Source organism: Thermoflexus hugenholtzii JAD2, assembly GCF_900187885.1.
In the GTDB taxonomy this organism is placed as follows: Bacteria; Chloroflexota; Anaerolineae; order Thermoflexales; family Thermoflexaceae; genus Thermoflexus; species Thermoflexus hugenholtzii.
Genome location: NZ_FYEK01000077.1, coordinates 1 through 22883 on the forward strand (window position 1 = coordinate 1; position 22883 = coordinate 22883).

At 68.3% G+C, this 22883-nt stretch carries 21 protein-coding genes and 1 tRNA gene; 12 read left to right on the forward strand and 10 right to left on the reverse strand.

The genetic code is table 11. The annotated features are described in order from the left end of the window. Positions 1–391 (reverse strand): phosphoribosyltransferase (locus CFB18_RS14025; protein WP_088572427.1); only part of this gene is annotated, 391 nt, incomplete at its 3' end. A gap of 105 nt (positions 392–496) precedes the next feature. On the opposite strand from CFB18_RS14025, the gene CFB18_RS14030 reads away from it, so the two are divergent. The 4 genes from CFB18_RS14030 (at position 497) to CFB18_RS14045 (ending at position 4976) form a co-directional block, all read left to right on the forward strand. Then, positions 497–2842 (forward strand): endonuclease MutS2, encoded by a 2346-nt coding sequence (locus CFB18_RS14030; RefSeq protein WP_159461779.1) that lies wholly within the window; start codon positions 497–499, stop codon positions 2840–2842. A 74-nt stretch (positions 2843–2916) separates the two neighbouring features. After that, positions 2917–3876 carry a threonine ammonia-lyase gene (locus CFB18_RS14035; RefSeq protein ID WP_088572429.1) on the forward strand — a complete coding sequence of 320 codons (960 nt, stop codon included), beginning with the start codon at positions 2917–2919 and terminating at the stop codon, positions 3874–3876. 477 nt (positions 3877–4353) lie between these two features. Continuing rightward, positions 4354–4560: a type II toxin-antitoxin system VapB family antitoxin gene (locus CFB18_RS14040; RefSeq protein WP_088572430.1), complete on the forward strand. Its 207-nt coding sequence runs from the start codon at positions 4354–4356 to the stop codon at positions 4558–4560. Beyond that, on the forward strand, positions 4560–4976 hold the full coding sequence (locus CFB18_RS14045; RefSeq protein ID WP_088572431.1) for a PIN domain nuclease: 417 nt from the start codon (positions 4560–4562) through the stop codon (positions 4974–4976). Before CFB18_RS14040 ends, CFB18_RS14045 begins: the two co-directional genes overlap by 1 nt. Positions 4977–5447: 471 nt before the next feature. Here CFB18_RS14045 and CFB18_RS14050 read toward each other — a convergent pair whose 3' ends face one another. From CFB18_RS14050 to CFB18_RS14060, 3 genes are all read right to left on the reverse strand, one after another. Then, on the reverse strand, positions 5448–6230 hold the full coding sequence (locus CFB18_RS14050; RefSeq protein ID WP_088572432.1) for an ABC transporter permease: 783 nt from the start codon (positions 6228–6230) through the stop codon (positions 5448–5450). Further along, positions 6227–6694: a pyridoxamine 5'-phosphate oxidase family protein gene (locus CFB18_RS14055; RefSeq protein ID WP_159461780.1), complete on the reverse strand. Its 468-nt coding sequence runs from the start codon at positions 6692–6694 to the stop codon at positions 6227–6229. Before CFB18_RS14055 ends, CFB18_RS14050 begins: the two co-directional genes overlap by 4 nt. 33 nt (positions 6695–6727) lie before the next feature. Beyond that, positions 6728–6813, reverse strand: a tRNA-Leu gene (locus CFB18_RS14060). Positions 6814–7135: 322 nt separating this feature from the next. On the opposite strand from CFB18_RS14060, the gene CFB18_RS14065 reads away from it, so the two are divergent. The 5 genes from CFB18_RS14065 to CFB18_RS14085 all read left to right on the forward strand — a co-directional run bounded on the left by CFB18_RS14065 (position 7136) and on the right by CFB18_RS14085 (position 11824). Next, positions 7136–8119: a hypothetical protein gene (locus CFB18_RS14065; protein WP_088572434.1), complete on the forward strand. Its 984-nt coding sequence runs from the start codon at positions 7136–7138 to the stop codon at positions 8117–8119. A gap of 3 nt (positions 8120–8122) precedes the next feature. Further along, the gene (locus CFB18_RS14070) at positions 8123–9133 is read left to right on the forward strand and encodes an NAD-dependent epimerase/dehydratase family protein (protein WP_088572435.1); all 1011 of its coding nucleotides are present in this window, start codon (positions 8123–8125) and stop codon (positions 9131–9133) included. 116 nt (positions 9134–9249) lie between these two features. After that, complete coding sequence (locus CFB18_RS14075) at positions 9250–9855, forward strand: cysteine hydrolase family protein (RefSeq protein WP_234977066.1); 606 nt, start codon at positions 9250–9252, stop codon at positions 9853–9855. An 11-nt stretch (positions 9856–9866) separates the two neighbouring features. Beyond that, positions 9867–10412: a transcription repressor NadR gene (locus tag CFB18_RS14080; RefSeq protein WP_088572437.1), complete on the forward strand. Its 546-nt coding sequence runs from the start codon at positions 9867–9869 to the stop codon at positions 10410–10412. Between the two features lie 68 nt (positions 10413–10480). Continuing rightward, positions 10481–11824, forward strand: coding sequence for an MFS transporter (locus CFB18_RS14085; RefSeq protein ID WP_088572438.1), 1344 nt, complete (start codon positions 10481–10483; stop codon positions 11822–11824). A gap of 56 nt (positions 11825–11880) precedes the next feature. Here CFB18_RS14085 and CFB18_RS14090 read toward each other — a convergent pair whose 3' ends face one another. Continuing rightward, positions 11881–12267 carry a thiol-disulfide oxidoreductase DCC family protein gene (locus CFB18_RS14090; RefSeq protein ID WP_159461781.1) on the reverse strand — a complete coding sequence of 129 codons (387 nt, stop codon included), beginning with the start codon at positions 12265–12267 and terminating at the stop codon, positions 11881–11883. Positions 12268–12382: 115 nt separating this feature from the next. Between CFB18_RS14090 and CFB18_RS14095 the strand changes: the two genes are divergently transcribed. From CFB18_RS14095 to CFB18_RS14105, 3 genes are read left to right on the forward strand one after another with little or no spacing between them, the layout of a single operon-like run. Then, the gene (locus CFB18_RS14095; protein ID WP_088572440.1) at positions 12383–16411 is read left to right on the forward strand and encodes a golvesin C-terminal-like domain-containing protein; all 4029 of its coding nucleotides are present in this window, start codon (positions 12383–12385) and stop codon (positions 16409–16411) included. Between the two features lie 24 nt (positions 16412–16435). Further along, the gene (locus CFB18_RS14100; protein ID WP_088572441.1) at positions 16436–17461 is read left to right on the forward strand and encodes an MraY family glycosyltransferase; all 1026 of its coding nucleotides are present in this window, start codon (positions 16436–16438) and stop codon (positions 17459–17461) included. Between the two features lie 9 nt (positions 17462–17470). Continuing rightward, positions 17471–17893 carry an SH3 domain-containing protein gene (locus tag CFB18_RS14105; RefSeq protein ID WP_088572442.1) on the forward strand — a complete coding sequence of 141 codons (423 nt, stop codon included), beginning with the start codon at positions 17471–17473 and terminating at the stop codon, positions 17891–17893. Positions 17894–18214: 321 nt separating this feature from the next. Here CFB18_RS14105 and hpf read toward each other — a convergent pair whose 3' ends face one another. The 5 genes from hpf to CFB18_RS14135 are packed head-to-tail and all read right to left on the reverse strand — an operon-like array spanning position 18215 to position 22880. After that, positions 18215–18757 (reverse strand): ribosome hibernation-promoting factor, HPF/YfiA family, encoded by a 543-nt coding sequence (gene hpf / locus CFB18_RS14115; RefSeq protein ID WP_088572443.1) that lies wholly within the window; start codon positions 18755–18757, stop codon positions 18215–18217. Then, positions 18726–19514, reverse strand: coding sequence for a ComF family protein (locus tag CFB18_RS14120; protein ID WP_088572444.1), 789 nt, complete (start codon positions 19512–19514; stop codon positions 18726–18728). The genes hpf and CFB18_RS14120 overlap by 32 nt, the downstream gene beginning before the upstream one ends. A gap of 40 nt (positions 19515–19554) precedes the next feature. Next, on the reverse strand, positions 19555–20493 hold the full coding sequence (locus CFB18_RS14125; RefSeq protein WP_088572445.1) for a type II secretion system F family protein: 939 nt from the start codon (positions 20491–20493) through the stop codon (positions 19555–19557). 4 nt (positions 20494–20497) lie between these two features. Further along, positions 20498–21466: a type II secretion system F family protein gene (locus CFB18_RS14130; protein ID WP_088572446.1), complete on the reverse strand. Its 969-nt coding sequence runs from the start codon at positions 21464–21466 to the stop codon at positions 20498–20500. Positions 21467–21476: 10 nt separating this feature from the next. Further along, positions 21477–22880: a TadA family conjugal transfer-associated ATPase gene (locus tag CFB18_RS14135; RefSeq protein WP_088572447.1), complete on the reverse strand. Its 1404-nt coding sequence runs from the start codon at positions 22878–22880 to the stop codon at positions 21477–21479. Positions 22881–22883: the final 3 nt, after the last annotated feature.

A 22883-nucleotide genomic window follows, 5' to 3' on the forward strand; every position in this document is an offset into this window, starting at 1 on the left:
TGTCCAAGAGCACGGCGGTGCGCAGGCTGCGCGGGCCCTGGCTCCGCAGATGGGCCTGCAGATACTGCAACGTCAGCCCCGTGTCCACGATGTCCTCCACCAGCAACACGTCCCGATCGGTGACCGGGGCATTGAGATCCTTCAGGATGCGGACCACCCCCGAGGTCTCGGTGGCCGTCCCGTAGCTGGAGCAGGCGATGAAATCCACTTGGGCCCGCACCCCCTCCAGGTGCCGGAGGAGATCCGCGCAGAACACGAAGGCGCCCTTGAGGACCCCCACCACCAGCAGCTCCTGCCCCCGGTAATCCGCAGAGATCTGCGCCGCCAGATCCCGCACCCGCGCCGCCAGCTCCTCCGCGCCGATCAGCGGCTCGATCCGATGGGGCCGCATGGCCAGCCTCCTGCCGGGTTTTCGCCGCCCCGATTATACCCACAGGTCTCTCCCCTTCAGACCCGGGGTATGATCATGCTGAGATCCCCGAAGCAGGGAGATGCGGTGCGCGAGCACGACCTGATCACCCTGGAATGGCCCAAGATCCGGGAGCGGCTGGCGGCTTACACCGCCTTCCCCTGGAGCGCGGAGAAGGCCCGCGCCCTGCGCCCCTCCGCCGACCCTGCTGAGGTCCTCGCCCGGCTCGCCGAAACGGAGGAGGCCCGCCAGCTCCTCGCCCGGGAGCCCGGCTTCGACCTAAGCGGGGTCCGGGACCTCCGCCCCCACCTGGAGGCGGCCCGGCACGGAGCGACCCTCTCCCCCGCCGACCTCCTCGCCCTGCGGGAGACCCTGCAGGCCGCCCGGCGCGCCCGCCGGACCCTGCTGCGGCGATCCGGGGAGTGGCCCCATCTGGCCCGCCACGCGGCGCGCATGCAGGAGTTCTCGGAGCTGGAGGAGGAGATCGCCCGCTGCCTGGACGAGGCGGGGGAGGTGAAAGACGAGGCCAGCCCGACCCTCCGGGCCCTGCGCGCCGAGATCCGTCGCCTGACCCAGGAGATCCAGAGCCGGCTGCAGGCTTACCTCACGGACCCCCGCTACGCGCCGTATCTGCAGGAGCCCCTGATCACCCTGCGTGGGGACCGCTTCGTGATCCCGGTGCAGGCCGAGCATCGGGGGAAGATCCCGGGCCTGGTCCATGACGTCTCCGCCAGCGGGGCCACCCTGTTCATCGAGCCGTTGCCGGTGGTGGAGCTGGGGAACCGGCTCCGCGCGGCCCGGGCCCAGGAGGAGAAGGAGATCGCCCGCATCCTGGCCGCCTTAAGCGCCGCCGTGGGCGCCCGGGCGGAGGAGATCCGCGCCACCCTGGAGGCCGTGGCGGATCTCGACCTGGCGCTGGCCAAGGCCCGCTACGCCATCGACCTGCGCGCGGAGCGCCCGGAGATCGTCCCGTGGCCGGAGGAGCCCCCTGAGCGTCGGACGCAGTCGCCCCTCTGGCTGCGCCAGGCCCGCCACCCGCTGCTGGATCCCCAGCGGGTGGTGCCCATTGATATCACGCCGGACCCCGCCACGTTCATGCTCATCCTCACCGGTCCCAACACCGGCGGCAAGACGGTGGCCCTGAAAACCGTAGGGCTCCTGGCGATCATGGCCCAGAGCGGCCTGCACATCCCGGCGGCGGAGGGCTCCCGCCTGCCGGCCTTCGACGGCATTTACGCGGACATCGGGGATGAGCAGAGCATCGAGCAGAACCTCTCCACCTTCTCCGCTCACCTCACCAACATCCTGGGCTTTTTGGAGAAAGCCACCGCCCGCTCCCTGGTCCTCCTGGACGAGCTGGGGGCGGGGACGGATCCGATGGAGGGGGCGGCGCTGGCCCGCGCCCTGCTGGAGCACTTCCACGAGCGGAGGGCCACCACCCTGGTGGCCACCCACTTCCCAGAGCTCAAGCTGTGGGCCCAGACCACGCCGGGGGCGGTCAACGCCAGCGTGGAGTTCGACCCGGAGACCCTGGCCCCCACCTATCGGGTGCGCATCGGGCTTCCCGGGCGCTCCAACGCCTTCCTCATTGCCCGCCGGCTGGGGATGCCTGAAGCCCTGATCGCCCGCGCGCAGCGCTATGTTTCGCCGGAGGCCCTGCGCCTGGAGGCGCTGCTCACAGAGGCCGAGCGGCTGCGAGCGGAGGCCGCCCGGGCCTGGGAGGAGGCCGAACAGGCCCGGGCCGCCGCCCGCGCCCTGGAAGCCGAATGGCGCGAGCGCATCGCCCGCATCGAGGCGGAGCGGGAGCGGCGGCTCCGCGAGGCCCGGGAGCAGATCGAGGCGCTGCTCCGGGAAGCGCAAGAAGAGGTGGAACGCATCCGACGGCAGGTCCGGCGGATCCATCAGGCGGAGGTGGAGGCCGCCCGGCAGCGCCTGGAGGCCCTGCGGGCCCGCGCCCGGAGCCTCCACACGCCCCCGCCCGCGGCACCGGAGGCCCCCGCGGGGCCCGCCTTCGCCCTCGGTGACCGCGTGTGGGTGCGCCCCCTCCAGGCGGAAGGCGAGATCCTTCACATCGAGGGCGAGGAGGCGGACGTGCAGGTGGGCCGCTGGCGGCTGCGGATGCCCCTCGCAGACCTGGAGCGCCGGGAACGGCCCACCCCACCCTCGGCCGCCGCCCCCTCCCCTCCGCCGCCGGCTGGGGTGGCCCTGGACCTCGACCTACGGGGGATGCGGGTGGAGGACGCCCTCCCCGTCCTCGAGAAATTCCTGGACGACGCCTTCCTGGCCGGCATGCCCTTCGTGCGGATCATCCACGGCAAGGGCACCGGGGCGCTGCGCCGGGCCGTGCGGGAGCGCCTGAAAGGGCATCCTCACGTGGAGGCTTTCGAGCCCACTCCGGACGACGGCGCCACCATCGTGCGGCTGGCGCGGTGAACGCAGGCCGAAATTCGATTTCGGCCCGCATCGGGTTGTTTCAAGCAGGACTCTCACCGGAACGGAGGTGCCCAATGGAGGCACATCAAATGCCCACCTTCGCCGACGTGCTGCGAGCCCGGCAGGTCCTGGGGCGCTTCCTGCCCCGCACGCCCCTGCATCGCTACCCGGCCCTGGACCGGCTGCTGGAGGCCCGGGTTTACGTCAAGCACGAAAACTACCAGCCCATCGGGGCCTTCAAAGTGCGCGGGGGGATCTATCTGATGTCCCGTCTCTCGCCGGAGGAGCGGGCCCGAGGGGTGATCACCGCCTCCACCGGCAACCACGGCCAGTCCATCGCCTACGCCGCCGCCCTCTTCGGGGTCCGGGCGGTGATCGTGGTCCCCGAGAACGCCAATCCCGTCAAAGTGGAGGCCATCCGGAGCTACGGCGCGGAGATCCGGGTCCACGGGCGGGATTTCGACGACGCCCGCTCCTACTGCGAGCGCGCGGCCTCCGAGGAGGGCCTGCGCTACATCTCCTCGGGGGATGAGCCGGAGCTCATCGCCGGGGTGGCCACGGAAACCTTGGAGATCCTGGAGGACCAGCCGGACGTCGAGATGATCTTCGTCCCCGTGGGCGGGGGCAGCGGGGCGGCGGGGGCGTGCTTGGTGGCGAAGACCCTGAACCCCTCGATCCGGGTCATCGGCGTGCAGAGCGCCCGCGCCCCCGCGGCCTATCTCACCTGGCGCCACCGGCGCTGGACCGAGGCGCCGATGGAGACCCTGGCGGAGGGCCTGGCCACCCGGCGCCCGTTTATGCTGCCCCAGCGGATCATGTGGGAGGGGCTGGACGATTTCATCCTGGTGGACGATGAGGAGCTGGTGGAAGGCGTGCGGATCTATCTGGAGAAGGCCAAGACCCTGGCGGAGCCGGCGGGCGCCGCGCCCCTGATGGCCGCCCTGCGGCTCCGGGAACAGGTGCGCGGGAAGACCATCGCCCTGATCCTAAGCGGCGGCAACCTCTCCCCGGAGCAGCTCCGCCGCTTCCTGTGAAGGCAAGCCCTTTCTTGTAGGAGCGGCTTTAGCCGCGACCATCGTGCCATCGAAGACACGGATTCGGGGCTAAAGCCCCTCCTACCAAAGATCGATTTTTGTAGGAGCCGCTTCAGCCGCGACCTTGTGTCATCGAAGACGCGGGTCCGGAGCTACAGCCTCTCCTACCAAAGATCGATTTTTGTAGCCGCGACCTTCGCGGGATCGAAGAAAACAAGCGTTCAGCGTTGAAGGCCCTCCCGTCAGAAGCGACCGGCGGTGCCATTGGAGGACGACGGTTCTTCCTGCAGGAGCCGCCTTCGCCGGGACCCTTGCGCCATCGAGAATGCGAAGTTCGGGGCGGAAGCCTCTCCGATCGTAAGCCGAAATTCATCGCGACATCCATGCTCGCAGGAGCGACGTCCGCCGCGACCTTTTCCTCTCCTCCGAAGAGACAGGTTAGAATGATCTCTGAAACCCTTGCGAGGAGAGAAGCCCATGACACAGGTCATCGTTCATATCGATGAACGGCTACTGGAGGAAGCGCAGCGGCTGAGCGGTGCCAAAACAAAGGAGGAGATCATCGAGCTGGCATTACACGAGCTGATCCACCGTCTCCGACGAAGGCAGATCGCAAGCCACGCCGGAGCGGTCGAACTGGAGCTCACTCAGGAAGATCTCCGCCGCATGCGGGAGGGACGCTAATGGCTCGGATTCTGATCGATACATCCGTATGGATCGAATTTTACCACCCGAGGGGTTCGGCCTACGTAAAACAGGCCCTTCAAGAGGCCCTAGAGCATCACGAGATCGCCCTGACAGCCCCAATTATGGTCGAACTGCTATTCGGAGCCAGAACCGAAAACGAGCGGGAACTGCTACAACGAGATCTGGAAACCCTCATCTATTTGCCCATTCGGTGGGAGGAAGCGTTTGCAGCGGCTCATCTGGCCTGGAAGTTAAGCCGAAGTGGCCGCCGCGTGCCCACTACCGACCTCCTCATCGCAGGCGTCGCCCTGGTCCACGGCTGTGAGGTGTGGCATTTCGGAGATTCTCATTTCAAGATAATGGAGGACTTCGGCGGACCCTCCCAACGGGATCTGGCTCCTCATTCCATTTGAGCGCGAGCTCATCCCTCGTTTCTCGCTCCTAGGGCAGAAAGATCAAAGCAATACCGGCAGGAGCGGCTTCCGCCGCAACCCTTGCGTCACCGAAGACCAGGGTTTAGGGCGGAAGCCCCAATCGCAAGCCGAAATTCATTTCGGCCTCCATTGTTTATGAGGGCAGCTTTCATCACGACCCTCGCTGTCTCAAGAATGGAGGTTCGGGGCTAAAGCCCATCCTACAACAAGATCGATGCCCTGTAGGAGCGGCTTCAGCCGCGACCTTTGCGGGATCGAAGAAAACAAGAGTTCAGAGTTGAAGACCCTCCTGTCAGAAGCGACCGGCGGTGCCATTGGAGGACGACGGTTCTTCCTGCAGGAGCCGCTTTCGCCGGGACCCTGGCACCATCGAAGACCCCAAGTTCGGGGCTAAATCCCCTCCTACAAAAAGATCAATGCCGTAGGAGCTTCCGCCGCGAACTTTCCCTCTCATCCCCCCGCGCTGGTGTAGTGGCGCAGGGCGTAGCGCCAGAAGGCCCGGCTGACGGCAAACAGGACGGCGGCGATGGCCAAGCCTGTCGCGACCCCCGCCGGCCGCAACCAGCCCAGCACCGCCTGAGCGGGCACCGTGGTGATGAAGGCGATGGGGACGATGAAGGTGAGGACAATCCGGACCCATGTGGGGAACGCCGTCGCCGGGAAGCGGCCGGCCTCGAAGAAGGTGTAGATGAGCTCCATGATGTTGCCGACCTCCACGAACCAGAACGAGAGGGTGATGAGGATCATCAAGAGGGAGTAAAAGATCACCAGACCGGCGAGCAGCATCACCCCGAACAGGAGCAGCCGATCCGCCGGGGGCCAGCCCAGCCGGGCGAGGGCCCAGGCCACCACCCCCAGGCCCAGCAGGATATCCGTGAGGTGCCAGATCTGCATCCGTTGAAAGGAGACCAGGAACTGGCTGTCCAGCGGGCGCAGCAGGACGAAATCCAGCGTCCCCTGGCGGATGGCCTCCGGGATCTCCTCCAGGTTGGGGCGAAGAAGGGCGGCCATGATCCCCTCAAAGGCGATGAAGAGCCCGGCCACGATGAGGGCCTCCTCATAGCGCCAGCCCCCCAGCCGCGGCCGGTGCATGAAAAACACCTGCAGCGCGGCCAGGGTCCAGAGGGAGGACGCCACCGCCACCAGGGCGTTGGCCAGGAAGTCCGCCCGATATTCCATGGCCGCCATGAGGTTCGCCTGAAAGAAACGGAGGAGAACCCGCAGGTAGGTCATCCCAGGCGCCACTCCACCCGATAGCCGAAGCCCCGGGTGTTGTCGATCCAGCGGACCCAGCGCGGGGTGATGCGGTAGAGGCGGGCGTGGGCCAGGGCCTGGGGCAGCTCCTCAACGAAACGGAACTTGGCCCGGTAGCGGGCCATCACCCGCGCTCGCTCCTCGGGGTCCTCCACCGGATCCGCCCGTCCGGTCAACTGGAGGCCCTGGATGGTCCGCCAATCCCACGGCTCCCCGTGAATGGTGACGGCGACCTCCGGGCGGTTCAGGAGATGACGGGTGTGGCGGCTCTCGGGAGATGAAAGGAAATACAGCCGCAATCCATCGTCGTGGACGAAGTAGAGGGAAGCCGCGTAGGGCTGGCCCGCCTCGTCGGCCGTGGCCAGGGTCAGAGTGGAGCGCTGGCTGAGGAAGCGGAGCACCGCCTCCCAGATCCCCCCGGTGTGGGTCGCAACCGGTTCCATAAAGAAACAATCCCGGGCTCGCGGCATCTCAGGTGGGCCGGGCGGGAGTCGAACCCGCACGCCCCTCCCGGGGCAGCAGATTTTAAGTCTGCCGCGTCTGCCGATTCCGCCACCGGCCCACAGGAACGGCATTTCTATCTTATCACCGTCCCCGCCCCTTCGCGAAACGATCACCGGCCTTCCCTGATCGGCTGTGCCCCGGGATCTGACCCCTGCACCGACGACCATCCGGAGCGCACCGCAAGCCCATCCCGAAGGCCCAATCATCCGGGCAGGACCAGCTTTAGCCGAGAATCCGGAGGACCCGACCGGCGTCCCCCACAGAAACCGGATCCCTGCCCTCCTTGGGCATCTAGGGCCTCCGGTGAGATCGCCTTATCATAGAGGGTACAGAGGATCCGGTCGTATCGAAGACGCCTATCCCCGGCGAGGAGGGTCACGATGGAGCTGGGCGAGTGGCTGTCCCGCGGGCTCTCGCTGACATGGCGGTATAAATCCCTCTGGCTCTTCGGCGTCCTGGCCGCCCTGGGCACGGGCGCGCCGCGCCTTTCGGGCAATTTCAACTTCTCGTTCAGAACCTCCACGCCGCCTCAGCCGTTGCCCCCCGGCTTCCCGGAGGCCGTGCGCCGGTGGCTGGAGCAGAACTGGCCCCTGGTGCTGCTGGCGATCCTGGGGCTGATCGCGTTCTCCCTCCTTCTGCAGCTGTTGGCCCTTTGGGCCCAGGGGGCGCTGATCCTGGGAGCCGGCGAGGCCGCTGCGGGGCGCTCCCCCCAACTCGGCTTCCTGGGACGTCAGGCAGTGGCCCGCTTCCTGCGACTGATCGGGATCATGATCGTGCTGGGCGCCCCCGGCTTTCTCCTTACCTTGATCTTGATCCTCGGGCTGGTGGGCGGGACGTTGTTGCTCTTCCTCGCCCGCCAGGAAGGCGCGCGGATCGCCGGCCTGCTCCTCGCGCTCCTGGCCTTCTTCCTCGCGCTGGGCTGCTTGCTGCTCCTGGCCGCGGTCATGCACCTGTGGTCCCGCCTGGCCTTGCGGGCGGCGTTGCTGGAGGACCTGCCGTGGATCGCTGCCCTGCGCCGGGGCCTGCAGCTCGGCCTGCGCCGCATCGGGGCCCTCCTCCTGACCTGGCTGGTCCTGGACGTCGGCGTGCTGGGGGTGACGGAGTTCCTCCTCAGCTTCCTGAGCGTAATCCCTCTCCTGCTCTGGACGGGCGCCGCGCTGGCCATCTTCTTCGGGCGCGGAGGGCCTGTGGAGGTCTCCACGATGTTCCGGTTCGGCATCGCCCTGATCACCGGGGCCCTCTGCCTGGCCCTCCTTACCCGGGCGCTGATGGCCCCGATCCTCACCTATGTGGAGACCGTCTGGACCCTGGCCTACCGCGCGTGGGCGGGGCTGCCCGCGGGATCCGCCAGCGAGGAGGATTAAGCGATGCGGGCGCTGATCACCGGGGGAACGGGCTTCGTCGGGGCGAACCTGGCCGCCTATCTTCGCCAGCAAGGATGGACGGTGCGGATCCTGCGGCGGGCCACGTCCTCCTTGAAGGCCGTGGAGGACCTGGATGTGGAGCACGCCATCGGGGATGTGCTGGAGCCGGAGAGCCTGCGGCCGGCCATGGTGGGCTGCGAGGCCGTCTTCCACACCGCCGCGGTCTCCGCTTACTGGCGCACCCCGGGAGCGCAGATCCTGCGGGTCAACATCGAGGGCACGCGGAACGTCCTCGCCATCGCCCGGGAGATGAACGTCCGGCGGGTGGTGCTGACCAGCTCCCTGGCCGCCCTGGGGGTGCCGGCCGATGGAACCCTGCTGACCGAAGACCATCCCTACAACCTGCCGCCCGGGCGTTTCCTCTACGGATACAGCAAGGCGATGGCCGAGGCCATCGCCCGGGTCTTCGTCGCCCAGGGGCTGGAGGTAGTCATCGTGAACCCCTCCGTCATCCTGGGCCCTCGCGACCACCACCGCATCTCCGGGAGCCTGATCCTGGAGATGGCCCGGAGGCGCGTGCCGGCCCTCCCCCCCGGCGGGGTGAACGTGGTGGCCGTAGAGGACGTGGCCCGAGGGCACCTCCTCGCCCTGCTGCATGGGCGGAGCGGGGAGCGTTACATTCTGGGCGGCGAGAACCTGACCTACCGAGATCTGGCCCAACAGATCGCTGAGGTGGTGGGCGTCCCCGCTCCCCCACGCGTGCTTCCGCGTCGGATCATGAAAGCCCTGGCGGGGGCCGCCCGCCTCGCCGCGGCCCTCGGGCTCCCCCTGCCCGTGGGTCCCGATCAGCTCTGGCTGAGCGCTCACTTCATCTGGTGCGATGGAAGCAAGGCCGAGGCCGAGCTGGGCTACCGCCCTGAGATCCCGGTCCGCGAGGCCATCCGGCGGGCGTGGGAATGGTATCAGGCTCACGGGGAAGACTCTTCAAAGGCCTCCCCAGTCCCCGGATCCTGAATCCCCGATCCATCGAAGCGACCTCCCCCGCTTGACAGATCCTTTTCCTGGCTTAAAATCTGTCATGACAAATGACTTGTCAAATGTCTCGACAAGAGGAGGACCCCATGGGGCGGATGGTGGAGGTGCCTGAGTATTCACTGACGCCATCGGTGGAAGTGGACCCCCGAACCACCGCGCTGATCGTGGTGGATATGCAGAACGACTTCGTCCATCCTCAGGGCAAGCTCTTCGTTCCCGACGCCCCGGCGACGGTCCCCCGTATCCGCCGGCTCCTGGATCTGGCCCGCGCCAGCGGCATGTTCGTCGTCTTCACCCAGGACACGCACTATCCCGGGGACCCGGAGTTCCCCATCTGGGGGGAACATTGCGTAGCCGGGACGTGGGGATGGGAGATCGTCGAGGAGCTGAAGCCTCAGGAAGGGGAGCTGGTGCTGCCCAAGCGCCGCTACGATGCCTTCTACGGGACGCCTCTGGAGCATGAGCTGCGGCTGCGGGGCATCCGGGATCTGGTGATCTGCGGGACGGTAGCCAGCATCTGCGTGCATTACACCGCGGCCAGCGCAGCCCTGCGCTGGTTCCACGTCATCATCCCGGTGGACGCCACCTCGGCGCTGCACCCCTTCGACATGGAGGCCGCCAACCGCCAGACGGCCTTCCTGTTTCGGGGCACCCTGACCACGGTGGACGCCCTGCGGGTGCGGGCACCTGCGGCAGCCTGAAGAGGAAGGACATGGCCCTCCGGGAGCAGCCCATCGCCGAGCGGCCGGCGGGCCCGGAAGCGCGCCGGGCCCGCCTTCTGGAGCTCCTGCAGGCGGCCGACCGTCCCCTCACCGGGGCGGAGCTGGCCCGCCGGCTGGGGGCCAGCCGGCAGCTCATCGTGCAGGACATCGCGGTGCTGCGGGCGGCCGGGGTGGAGATCCTCGCCACCCCCCGTGGATATCTCCTCCCCCGCGCCCGTCCAGCCCACCGCACCCTGGTGGCGGTCCGCCACACCCCCGAGCAGACCGAGGACGAGCTCACGCTGCTGGTGGATCTGGGGGTGGAGGTGGTGGACGTCATCGTGGAGCACCCCATCTACGGGGAGCTGCGGGGCAGCCTCCACGTGGCCTCTCGGGAGGATGTCCGCCAGTTCATGGAGGCCGTCCGCCGGACCGGCGCCCGCCTGTTGAGCGAGCTCACGGAGGGGCTCCACCTGCACACCCTGGAGGCCCGAAGCCCGGAGCTGCTGGAGCGCGCCCGGGAGGCGCTCCGTCAGCGCGGCTATCTGGTCGAATAAGAAGGCCCGATGGGCCGAACCCAAACGCCACCCTTTCGGAGCGTGAAACTTCGGCAGGAGGTCTTCCCATGGCTACCGCCGCTCCAGCGACCTGGACCTTCGAGGAGGCCATCGATCGGGTGGGCCTCGGCCGCTTTCAATACAAGCTGATGGCCATCTGCGGGGCGGGATGGGCAGCCGACGCGATGGAGGTGCTGCTGATTTCCTTCGCCCTGCCGGCCATCCGACAGGAGTGGAAGCTGACCACCGCCCAGGCCGGCCTCCTGGGCACCGCCATCTTCCTCGGGATGCTGGCCGGGGCCTGGTTCTGGGGGACGCTCTCCGACCGCATCGGGCGGAAGCTGGGGTTCATCCTCACGGTGCTCATCGACTCCGGCTTCGGCCTGCTCTCGGCCTTCTCCCCCAACTTCGCTACACTGGTCCTGTTGCGGGCCCTCACCGGCTTCGGCGTGGGCGGCACGTTGCCGGTGGACTATGCGATCTTCGCCGAGTATCTCCCCCGCAAGCAGCGCGGGCGTTACCTCGTGTATCTGGAGGCCTTCTGGGCCCTGGGCGCCCTGGTCGCGGCCGGCCTGGCCTGGCTGATCGTGCCCCGGGTGGGCTGGCGGCCGCTGCTGGCCATCTCCGCCCTGCCCGGCCTCATCGTCTTCTGGATCCGCCGCTACGTCCCCGAGTCCCCTCGCTTCCTCCTGGTGCACGGCCGGGAGGAAGAGGCGCGGGCGATCCTGCGCCAAGTGGCCCGGGAGAACGGAGCCCCGCTGCCCGAGGACATCCGCCTCGTCGTCCCGCCCGTGCCGCAAGTGAGCGTGGGCGACCTGTGGCGTCGACCTTACACCCGCACCACCGCGCTGCTCTGGCTGATCTGGTTCGGCATCTCCCTGGGATACTACGGGGTGTTCACCTGGCTGCCCAGCCTCTTCGTGCAGCGGGGGATGACCTTCCTGCGGTCCTATGAATACATCTTCATCCTCACCCTGGCCCAGCTGCCGGGCTATTTCTCGGCGGCCTATCTGGTGGAGCGCCTCGGGCGGCGGATGACCCTGGGGCTGTATCTGATCGCCAGCGGCATCTTCACGTATCTCTTCGCCGTGGCGGTCTCGCTGCCCGCCTACGTCGCGGCGGCGATCTGGATGTCCTTCTTCGCCCTGGGAGCCTGGGGCGCCCTTTACGCCTATACCCCGGAGGCTTACCCCACCCAGCTGCGCACCACAGGGATGGGCGCGGCCAGCGGGATGACCCGCATCGCCGGCGCCCTGGCTCCCACCCTCGGCGGATATCTGCTGGGGGTCTCAATGCCGCTGGCCCTCACGGTCTTCGCCGCCGCCTACGTCCTCTCCGGGCTGGCCGCCCTCTCCCTGCCTTACGAGACCAAAGGCCAACCGCTGGCGGACGTGGTGGGAGAACTCCGATGAACCCGGGAATGGGCGGGGAGATGGAGAAGCACTCTCCCCGCCCGCTGATCCAGCGGCTACGCGCCGCACTCTTCGGGATGCTCCTCGCAATACGGACGCACGCCGGGCAATCGCCCGCGATGCCAGGCGATTTGTTCGTATAGGCCGTCCACAAGCCACCGAATCGGGGGAAAGGCGTAGAGCCGAAGGAGCCCCGGCCAGCCGAGGGCGCCGTCCAGGGCGGCCAGGACCGCCGCCGCGCCCCGATGGCGCTGCCCATCGGGGGTGATCGCCCAGGCCGCCTCCTCGCACTGCGCCCGGGTCAGGCCGTAGCGCTCCGGCGCGCCCGGCCGCTGGCAGGGCACCAGCCGGACTCGCCCCCGTCGGTCCCAGCGCCGGATCCAGCGGGCCGCCCGGGTGCAAAAGCCACACCACCCATCGAAGATCAGCACGATCTCCCCCATCGCTCCCACCTCCCCTTCCCTCCAAGCATACTGCCAACGCGCCGGTTGCAGGCGCGCCCCGGCTCGGCTACACTCACTGAGAAGCATCCAATCGGGTCGCCCGGTGGGAGGCGGGATGGACAGGGATGCCCAGCGGTCCAGAAGGGCTTTGGGCTTCCGGCGGGCAGGTGCGGCGCTTCTGTTGGGTGGGGGGTTCCTGAGCCTCCTGTTGCTAGGGCTGGCCTGGCGGGGGATGGCCGCCGTCGTCCGCCCCCAGTCCGAAGGCGCCTCGGTGTGCTTCTACACAGACCCGTGGGACAGCCGGGTTCGCTGCGTCTCCCGCGTGTTCCCGCAGGCGGCCGCCTCGATCACCGATCGCCTCTCCCTGCGCCTGCAGGCCCTGATCACTGGCCCCACTCCGGAGGAGCGGGCCGCTGGCCTCTGGTCCCCGCTCCCGGCCGGGGCGCGCCTGGCCAGCTTCCAGTGGTCCGGAGCGGTCCTCACCCTCTACCTGGAGCTGCCTGTCGCCTACCTGGAGCGGGCCTCTCCCGAGGGGCCGGTCCTGAGCCCCTGGACCATCGATCAGGCCCTTTACCTGTTCCTGCGACACCTGGAGCCCTTTGGAGTGCAGAACGTGCAGGTGATGGCCCGCAACCCGGTCGACGGGCGGTTCTATGCCCTCTCCTGGTTCCTCCGAGAGCCTCCGCCCCTGAACAAACCGACGGAGCTGGCGAAGGCCAGCGGGGAAACCCTGCAGCCGCTCGGCGTCTCCGGCCCGCCGGCCTACAGCCGCCCTCAGGCCTCCGGCTTCCTCAGCGGGAAGGCGATCTACCTCAGTGCCGGGCACGGCTGGTATTGGTATGCCCCCGGAGGCCGCTGGCTGACCCAACGGGGCAACACCAACGGGCTGGTGGAGGACCTCAACAACGCGGAGGTCGTCAACCAGTTCCTGATCCAGTATCTCTACAACGCCGGCGCGGACGTCTGGCCGGTGCGCGAACGGGACATGAACACCTGGGAAGGGATCGCCGACAACGACAACCCCGCCACGTATCAGGAACAGGGCCCGTGGTCTCCGGGCACCCTTCCCGGCTACAACGGCGGCACCTATCGCACCGCCCTCACCACGCTGGGGACGGCCACCGCCATGGCCGTTTGGACTCTCTTCCCGCCACGGGATGGCTTGTATGCCGTCTACGTGTGGTATACCGCCGGCTCCAACCGGAGCACCGATGCGCAATTCCTGATCGAGCACGCCGGCGGACGCAGCGAGGTCCGCATCAACCAGCAGGGCCACGGCTACACCTGGCGCTACCTGGGAACCTTTCCCTTCCGGGGCGGGCAACCCGCCCGGGTCATCCTCACCAACCGCACCGACCGGCCGGAGAACCTGAACCGGGTGGTGGTCGCCGACGCGATCCGGATCGGTGGGGGGATGGGCACCGTCCGGGGGGATGGACCGCCGCCCAGCCCCGGGCCCAGCGGGCGGCCTCGGTGGGAGGAGGCGGCCCGCTACTGGGCGAAGTATCAGGGCGCTCCCCCTTCGGTTTATGATCCCTTCCAGTGCAACACCCACAGCGCCTGCGGAGACGCCATCGACGACGTCACCGCCCGACCTCGCTACGCCGAGTGGGAGCGGGAGCCCTTCGACGACCCGGTCTACTTCTCCTTCCACACCAACGGCTACAACGGGACGCTGCGCGGGACGGAGTCTTACGTTTACGACAACAGCGACCCGAACTACCAGCGCACGCCGGGCAGCCTGGAGCTGCAGAACGCCGTGCACACCCAGGTCATCCAGGACCTGCGGGCGGCGTGGGATCCGAACTGGATCGATCGAGGAAAGAAACAGGCCAACCTGGGGGAGCTGCGCCTGCTCTCCACCATGCCGGGCGTCCTGATGGAGGTGGCCTTCCACGACAACCCGCAGGACGCGGCGGCCCTGAAAGATCCTCGTTTCGCGCAGATCGTGGCCCGGGCGATCTACAAGGGGATCGTGCGCTACTACGCCCAGCGGGACGGCCGCGCCCCGGTCTTCCTCCCCGAGCCTCCCCAGGCCCCGGTCGCCCGCCAGACCGGGCCGGGCCAGGTGACCCTCTCCTGGCAGCCCTCCCCCAGCGACGGCGGCGTCCTCCTGGGGCACCCGGCCACCGCCTACAAGGTCTACACCAGCACCGATGGGTTCGCGTGGAGCGACGGGGTGCTGGTGAACGACACCACGTGGACCCTCTCCGGCCTGCCGGAGGGGAGGGCAGTGTTCTTCCGGGTGACGGGCGTGAACGCCGGCGGCGAGTCCTTCCCCACGCCCGTCGTCGGGGTCCGGGTGGGGCCGTGGGGCGCGCCCCGCCTGCTGCTCGTGGACGGGTTCGACCGGCTGGACGCGGCCATGCGGCCCGTGGAGGATCTGGGCGGCAGCCTGGGCCTCGTGACCCGGATGCCCCTTGCTCGAATGAACGGCTTCGACGCCCTGGCGGGGATCGGCCGCGCCCTCTCGTTGCCTTTCGATGGCGCGACCGATGAAGCCGTCGCCGGCGGCGCGCTCCCCCTGGAGGGATACGCCGCGGTGATCTGGGCGCTCGGGGAGGAGGGCTTCTCGGAGCCCACCCTGGACGACGCGGCGCGGGCCCGGCTGCGGACCTATCTCCGCAACGGAGGCCGCCTGATCCTCAGCGGCTCGAACGTCGGCCAGGACCTGAGCCAGCGAGATCCCGGCTTCCTGCGGGATGTCCTGCGAGCCGGGTTCTCCGCCGACGACGCAGGGACCCGAACCGTGCGCCCGGTCTCGGGCGGGCTGCTGGACGGCATCGGCGATCTCACGCTGGACGACGGGACGATGGGCAGCCACCGGGTGACCACGCCGGACGTGTTGACGCCGGGTCCCGAAGCCCAGATCCTGATGCAGTATCCGGACGGACGGGCGGCGGCCACCTTTTTCGGCGCGCCCTGCCCGCAGGTGGCGGTCTTCGGGTTCCCGCTGGAGAGCGCCTGGCCGATGAGCGCCCGGGCCGCGCTGCTGGACCGCCTCCTGAACGCGATGCTGGCCTGCGGGGCCCCGCCGGAGACAACCATCACCGCGCCGACCCCCAACGCGCTGCTGAACCACGTCCCCATCATCGCCGGGACGGCCTCGCCCTCGGACGTCACAGCGGTTCAGGTAGCGCTCCAGCGGACGAGCGACCAGCGATGGTGGAACGGCTCGGGCTGGGGAGCCGGGCCGGTCTGGCTGACCGCCACCGGCCGCCTCACCTGGTCCTGGTCCCCGCCTTCCGATTTGACGGATGGGACCTATGGGGTGCTGGCCCGGGCGGTGCGGGACACCATTGTGGACCCCACCCCCGCTGCGGTGACCTTCACCCTGGACCGCACGCCGCCGGGGACACCGGTCCTGATCACCCCCACGGTGACGATGACCTACACCCCGCCGGTCCGGATGGAGTGGGCGCCCACGGGCGCCGAGACGCCGGCCGGATACGTGGTGCTGATCAACACCGCTCGCTTCACGGTAACTGCGCCGCCCTTCCTGGCCAACCTGGCTCCTGGGGAATATCAGTGGACGGTCGCTGCCTTCGACGCAGCAGGCAATCTCTCGGGGACGCCTCCGCCGGTGCAGTTCTATGTGGCAGCCGGGGCGCGCCCCCCCGGTCAGGTGTTCCTGCCCTTGATTATGCGTGGGGAGGGGATCACTCCCCCGCCCCCACCGCCCCCGGCTTGTGTGGAACGTTTGGCAAACGGAGGATTTGAAGCGGATTTAGCGGGAAGCTGGCAGATCCTCAATCCAACGGCGCCCATCGCCCGGGTCCAGAGCCCGGTTTACGAGGGGCAGTGGGCGGTCCGCCTGGGGGACCTGCAGGCGACCTCTTCCTCCTATGCCACCCTCTGGCGGCGGGTGAGCCTGGATGGAAGCCGGGCCACCCTGAGCCTGTGGCGCCTGCCTCAAATCCGGGAAAGCGGCGATCGCTTCTACATCGGCTTCCGGAACGCCCGGAACGAATGGATCCCGCTGCTGGTCGACTCGGCGAACACCGGAGCGTGGGAGCCGGTGAGCCTGGACCTCACGCCTTATGCAGGCCAGATCCTCACCCTGACCATCGGCGTTTACAATAATGGGAGCGGTCCGGGCAGCGCGGCGGTGATCGACGCCGTGAGCCTGCAGGTCTGCCGGTAATGCCCCGGAGGGGGGCGGGAAGGGATGCGTGCGCAGACGGCCTGGCTGGTGATCTTCCTCGGCGCCCTCGCCATCGCGCTGGTGATGACGCCGGTGGCCCGCGCGGTGGCCGTCCGCGTGGGGATGGTGGATCATCCGGCCTCGCGCAAGCTACACACGCGGCCCATCCCGCTGCTGGGCGGCCTCGCCCTTTACCTGGCCGTGCTGCTGGCCCTGTTGCTCTTCGAGGGCCGCTACAACCTTCCCCAGCTGGCCGGGATCCTGGCGGGGGCCACCGCCATCTCGTTCCTGGGGATCTGGGATGACCGCTGGGGGATGCGCCCGTTGATCAAGCTGGCCGGCCAAGTGCTCATCGCCGGCGTGGTGATGGCGACGGGCGTGACCGTCTCCCTCTTCCCCTGGCCGATCCTGAACCTCCTAGTGACGCTGCTCTGGCTGGTCGGGATCACCAACGCCTTCAACCTCATCGACAACATGGACGGCCTGTCGGGAGGGATCGGTGCGGTCGCCGCGGCCTTCTTCCTGCTCCTGGCCGCCCTGAACGGCCAATATCTGGTGGGTGCCATGGCCGCCGCTGTCCTGGGGGCCTGCATCGGCTTCCTGCGCTACAATTTCAACCCGGCCTCGATCTTCATGGGGGATGCCGGGAGCCTGTTCCTGGGGTTCCTGATGGCGGTCCTGGGGATCAAGCTTCGCTTCCCCAACAACGTCGCCTTCGTCACCTGGATGGTCCCGGTGCTGGTCCTGGGGATCCCCATTTTCGACACCGCTCTGGTGGTGCTCTCGCGGCTCCGGCGGGGCCTCAACCCACTGACCACGCCGGGGAAGGATCATCTCTCCCACCGGCTGGTGCGGGCGGGGCTGACCCATCGGGAGGCGGTGTTAACGCTGTATCTGGCTCAGGTGACCCTGGGGGTGCTGGCGATGTTCGTCGCCATGGCGGGGGCGCTGGAGAGCTACCTGATCGGGGGATTGGTGGTGGGCTTCGCCCTGTGGGCCCTCTGGCGCCTGGAGCAGCCCCCCTTCTTCGAGCCGCCCGCCAGGCGGTGAGGGCTGCGGATGCGACGCGGGCTTCCGATCCTGCTCGTCGGGCTCTTCCTCTTCAGCTTAGGGGCCGGGCTGGCCCAGCTGCGCCCGGCCGCTCGATCCGCTCCCCCCACCCAGCCCGCCCGGCTGATCCTGATCACCCGGACGCCGCAGCCCGGCGGGACGCCGGCTCCTTCCCTCCCCCTCACCCCCACACCGGAGGGGCGGTGGATGCGCGTGGCGGGGACAGGGGGGCTCGGGCTGCGGCTCCGGGAGGGCCCGGGGCTGAACCATCCGACCGTCGCGGTGCTCCCGGAGGGCACCCGGTTATGGGTCTTCCCGGAGCCCCAGGAAGCGGACGGCCTGCGCTGGTATCGGGCGCGGACAGCGGAGGGAGGTATGGAAGGATGGGTGGCGGAGCCCTATCTGACCCCGGAGCCCCTCTCTTCGCCGTAGAACAGCGGGTTCCGGGCGCAGGCTCCTTGAGCAGGTCCTTTACAGGCCGACCGCCTTCCGGATGAGCGCAATGATCCGGGCCTCCTCTGCCTCGGATACCTCTCTCAACGCAAACGCGACGGGCCACATCGCTCCCTCATCCAGGCGCGCCGCATCGGTGAAACCCAGGGTTGCATACCGCGTTTGGAATTTGTAGGCGCTCTGCCTGAGCGCCCCTTCATCGCGGCCCGTTCCTCAGCAGTAACCCCCCCCTGGCGGTCTTCCGGCTGGTCCCCCGTGAGCCCTTCGTTTTCTTCCCTGGCATCGGGGATCTCCTCCCGCTCACGCCAGCTCCGGCTGGATCAGGCCGTAATGGCCGTCCCGCCGGCGGTAGACCACGTTGATGCTGGCGGTCTCCGGGTTGTAGAAGATGAAGAAGTCGTGGCCGAGCAGCTCCATCTGCTCGATGGCTTCCTCCGGCGTCATCGCCGTGACCTCGAACCGCTTGATCTTCACAATCCGGCCGCCCTCTTCGGTTTCCCCGATCGCGGCCGGGGCGGTCTCCTCCATGCCAGCCCGCGCGCGTCCCTCCCGCCGGCCCTTGAACCGCTCGATGCGCCGCTCCATCTTGTCCACCACCAGGTCAATGGCCGCCAGGAGATCCGCGTGGCGCTCCTCGGCCCGGAGGAGGAGGCCCGGCGTCATCCGCAGGGTGAGCTGCGCGATCTGACGTTGATCCCGGCTACGGGTGTTCTCCTGGGCCAGCTCCAGCTCAGCCTGCGAGATCGTGGGCAGGAAGCGCTCCAGCCGTGCGATCCGCTTGCGTGCGTAGGCCTCGATGGCCTCCGTGATCTCAATGTTCCGTCCCCGCACGATCAGCTCCATAGGCTCCTCCTAAGGGGATCGAAAGGGATCTTCGTAGGATCACCCGCGCGAGGGTGAACCCCCATACCGTGACCGCGCCGGCCTGATAGAGGGCCGCTGCGCAGGCCTCCAGGGTGGCCCCGCTGGTGCACACATCGTCGATCACCGCCACCCGCCTGCCCGCGATCCAGCGGGGATCGGCCTGGAAAACCCCCTGCACGTTCGCCCGTCGCGCGAGGTGGTCCAGCCCCACCTGGGAGGGCGTGGCCCGCACGCGCCGCAGCGCCTCCGGGTGCACGGGGAGGCTCAGGTGTTCGGCCAGGGCCTCCGCGAGCAGGGCGGCCTGATTATACCCCCGCTGACGCTCTCGCCCCCGGTGGGCAGGAACCGGGATCAGCAGGTCGGCCTCCAGGGCGAAACGGGTCCAGCCGTCGGCCATCAGCGGGGCCAGGGCCCGGGCCACCGCATAGCGTCCATGGAATTTTAGCCGGTGCACCGCCCGGCGGAGGGGTCCCCGATAGAGACAGGCCGAGCGGATCCCCGCCAGCCGGGGCGGATCGGCCCGGCACGTGGGGCAGCGATCCCCCTCCGGCCACGGGATCCCGCAGCCTGGGCAGACCGGCGGCATAATCGGAATGACCGCCGCCGCGCAGGCGGCGCACCAGAAGGCTCCCGGCCTCCCACAACCGGCACAGCGCGGAGGGAAGAGGAGATCCAGCGCCTCCTCCAGGATGCGGAAGGGCAGGGTCAGGCGGACCGGGAGGGAGATCCGACGCACATTCTACCCCAAAGCGAGAGCTCAACCCGGAGGTTTTTCGCTAAGGGAGGAACCCGCCGCCGAACTGCTTGAGCACGATGAGCAGGGCCGGCCCGAGCAGGACCACGAACATGGCGGGGAAGATCAGGAAGACCAGCGGGAACAGCATCTTGATCGGGGCTTGGCGGGCCAGCTCCTCCGCCCGCTGCCGGCGGCGCAGGCGCATCTGATCCGCCTGGATGTGAAGCACCTTGGCGATGCTCACCCCCAGCTGCTCCGCCTGGATGATGGCCGCTACGAAGGTAGTCATCTCCGGCAGATCCACCCGCGCCGCCATATCCCGCAGGGCGTCCTTGCGGGAGCGCCCCAGGGCGATCTCATGGAGGACACGGGCGAAGGCGCGCCCCAGCTCGTTGTGGTTCCAACGCTCCGCCACCTTCTGCATCGCCGCGTCGAAGCCCAGGCCGGCCTCCACACAGATCACCAGGAGATCCAGAGCGTCCGGCAACGTCTTCAGGATCTCCCGCTTGCGCCGGGCGATCTGTTGGTTGAGCCAGAGCATGGGAAGGTAAAAACCCAGCCCGCCCATGGCCAGGCTGAGAACCCACCGCTGGGGCGGCGGGGCCCGCAGCAGCAGCACCTGGAGGAGGCCGAAGAGGAACAGCCCGACCAGCAGACGCAGCACGAAGAACTCTGCCGCCCCCAGGCGGGTGGGATTGCCGGCCAGCTCCAGGCGGCGACGGGTGTCCTCAATGATCGATTGCGGGGTGAACCGGGTGATGAAGGCCGCGATCTGGCGAAGGAGGGGGACGATCACCCGCTGGGTGAAAGGAATGGAGAGCTCGATGTCCTCCAGGGTCACCGGCACGTCCCGGGCGGCGAACTCCGCCAGCCGGGCCTGAAGCACCTCCTCCTCCCGCGGCGCCCCCAGGCCGATCACCAAGGCCAGCGCGATCACCCCCAGGGCCAAGATGACCAGAACCACGATCAGGCTCACCATCCTCTTACACCTCGATCCGGACAATCCGGCGGATCACGAAGTAACCGATGAGCATCATGACCAGGGTGCAGGAGATCATAAAATAGCCCAGGATCCCGCTGTTGAAGAAATTCAACATGTAGTTGCGGTTGATCCCGAACAGGATCAGGCCCAGGGCGATGGGGAGGAACATCAGGACATAGCCGCTGAGGGTTTGCTGGGCGGTCAGCGCCCGGATCTCCCCTTGGATCCGCACGCGCTCGCGGATGGTGAAGCTGATGGTGTCTAGGATCTCGGCCAGGTTCCCGCCCACCTCGCGGTGGATCAGGATCGCCGTGACCAGCATCTCCAGGTCATCACTGCGGACCCGACGGAGCATGTTCTGGAGGGCCTGTTCCAGGGAGAGGCCCAGCTGCTGTTCCTTGACCACGCGATCGAACTCGACAGAGATCGGCGGGGGGAGCTCCCGGGCCACGGCCTCCATGGCCTGCAGGACGCTGTAGCCAGCCCGCAGGCCGTTCACCATCAGGTTGATGGCGTCCCCCAGCTGGGCGTTGAAGGCCTGCAGCCGCCGCCGCTGGCGCCAGGCCACATACAAGCGGGGGGCGAAGAAGCCGGCCACCGCTCCCAGCAACGTGAGCGGCAGGAAGCGGAAGATCAGCTGGGCCAGCAGGAGCCCAAGCCCCGCGGAGAGGATCTGCATGACCAGGAACTCCGCCGGGGTGATCTTGAGATCCGCCCGGGCCAGCTGGAGGCGCAGGTCCTCCGCGAACCCCCGCCCGGCGATGGCCCGGTTCAGATTTTCACTGAATGGCATGGCCCGGCGGGAGGGCGCCGGACGGGATGGCCCCTCGCCCCGGCGCACGGGCGGGGCAGCGGCGTAGCGTTCCAGCCGCTCGACCACCTCCTCCTCTTCCCCTCCGAAGATGTAGAGGAGCAGGAGGATCACGATCAGCGCGCCCCCGCCGATCAGCACATAAGTCTGCCAGGCCATCCCCTTCCCCCTATCGACGCCCGATGCCGAAGATCGAGGGCGGCAGGCGGATGCCGGCCTCCTCCAGGCGGTCGATGAAGCGCGGCCGGATCCCCGTGGGCACCAGCCGGCCAACGATCTTCCCCCCTTCCATCCCGTATTGCTCGAATTTGAAGAGCTCGGTGGCGGTGATCACCTCCCCCTCCAGGCCCTGGATCTCTGTGACGGAGACGATCTTGCGGGAGCCGTCCCGCATGCGGGAGGTCTGGACGATCAGGTCGATGGCCATGGCGATCTGCTCCCGGATCGCCCGGTGGGGGAGATCCGTCCCGGCCATCAGCACCATGTTCTCCAGGCGGGCCAGGGCGTCACGGGGGCTGTTGGCGTGGATGGTGGTCATGGAGCCCTCGTGGCCGGTGTTCATCGCCTGGAGCATGTCAAAGGCCTCGCCCCCGCGGCACTCCCCGACAATGATCCGGTCCGGGCGCATCCGCAGGGCGTTGATCACCAGATCCCGCATGGTGATCTCGCCCTTCCCCTCAATGTTCGGTGGGCGGGTCTCCAGGGTGACCACATGCTCCTGGCGCAGCTGCAGCTCCGCCGCGTTCTCAATGGTGATGATCCGCTCCCCCTCCGGGATGAAGCCGGAGAGGATGTTGAGCAAGGTGGTCTTGCCCGAGCCCGTCCCGCCGGAGACCACGATGTTGATCCTCGCCTGGACGCAGGCTTTCAGGAACTCCATCACCTCCGGCGTGGCCGAGCCCAGGCGGATCAGATCCTCCACCGTGAGAGGGGTCCGGTAGAACTTCCGGATGGTCACCACCGGGCCGATCAGGGAGATCGGGGGGATCACAATGTTGACGCGGGAGCCGTCGGGCAGCCGAGCGTCCACGTAGGGCATGCTCTCGTCCACCCGCCGGCCCAGGGGAGCGACGATGCGTTCGATGATCCGCATCAGATGTTCATCGTCCTCGAAGACCACGTTCGTCCGCTCGATCTTCCCGTTGCGCTCGATGTAGACCTTCTTGGGCCCGTTGACCATGATCTCGGTGATGGTGTCATCCTGGAGCAGGGGCTCCAGGGGGCCGTAGCCCAGGATCTCGGCCACGATCTGCTCGAACAGCCGCTGGCGCTCCAGGCGGCTCAGGACGATGTGATCCTCCGCCAGGACGGCGTCGAACTTCTCCTCGATCATCGCCCGCAGCTCTTCGGTGCGGGAGAGATCCAGGGTGGGCTCCAGCTCCGCGAGGAGTTTGTTCTGGATCCGGCTTTTGAGATCCGCGTAGGCATCCCGGAGGCCGGTGGTGGTCGGCAACGGCCGGCGGGGGGCGGAAGGCGGCGGAGGCTCCGGGGCCGGCCCCGGGCGCGCCGGCTCGGGGCTCGGCGACGCTGCAGGAGGACTCTGGCTTCCCTGAATCCGTCGCAGGAGCGACATCCT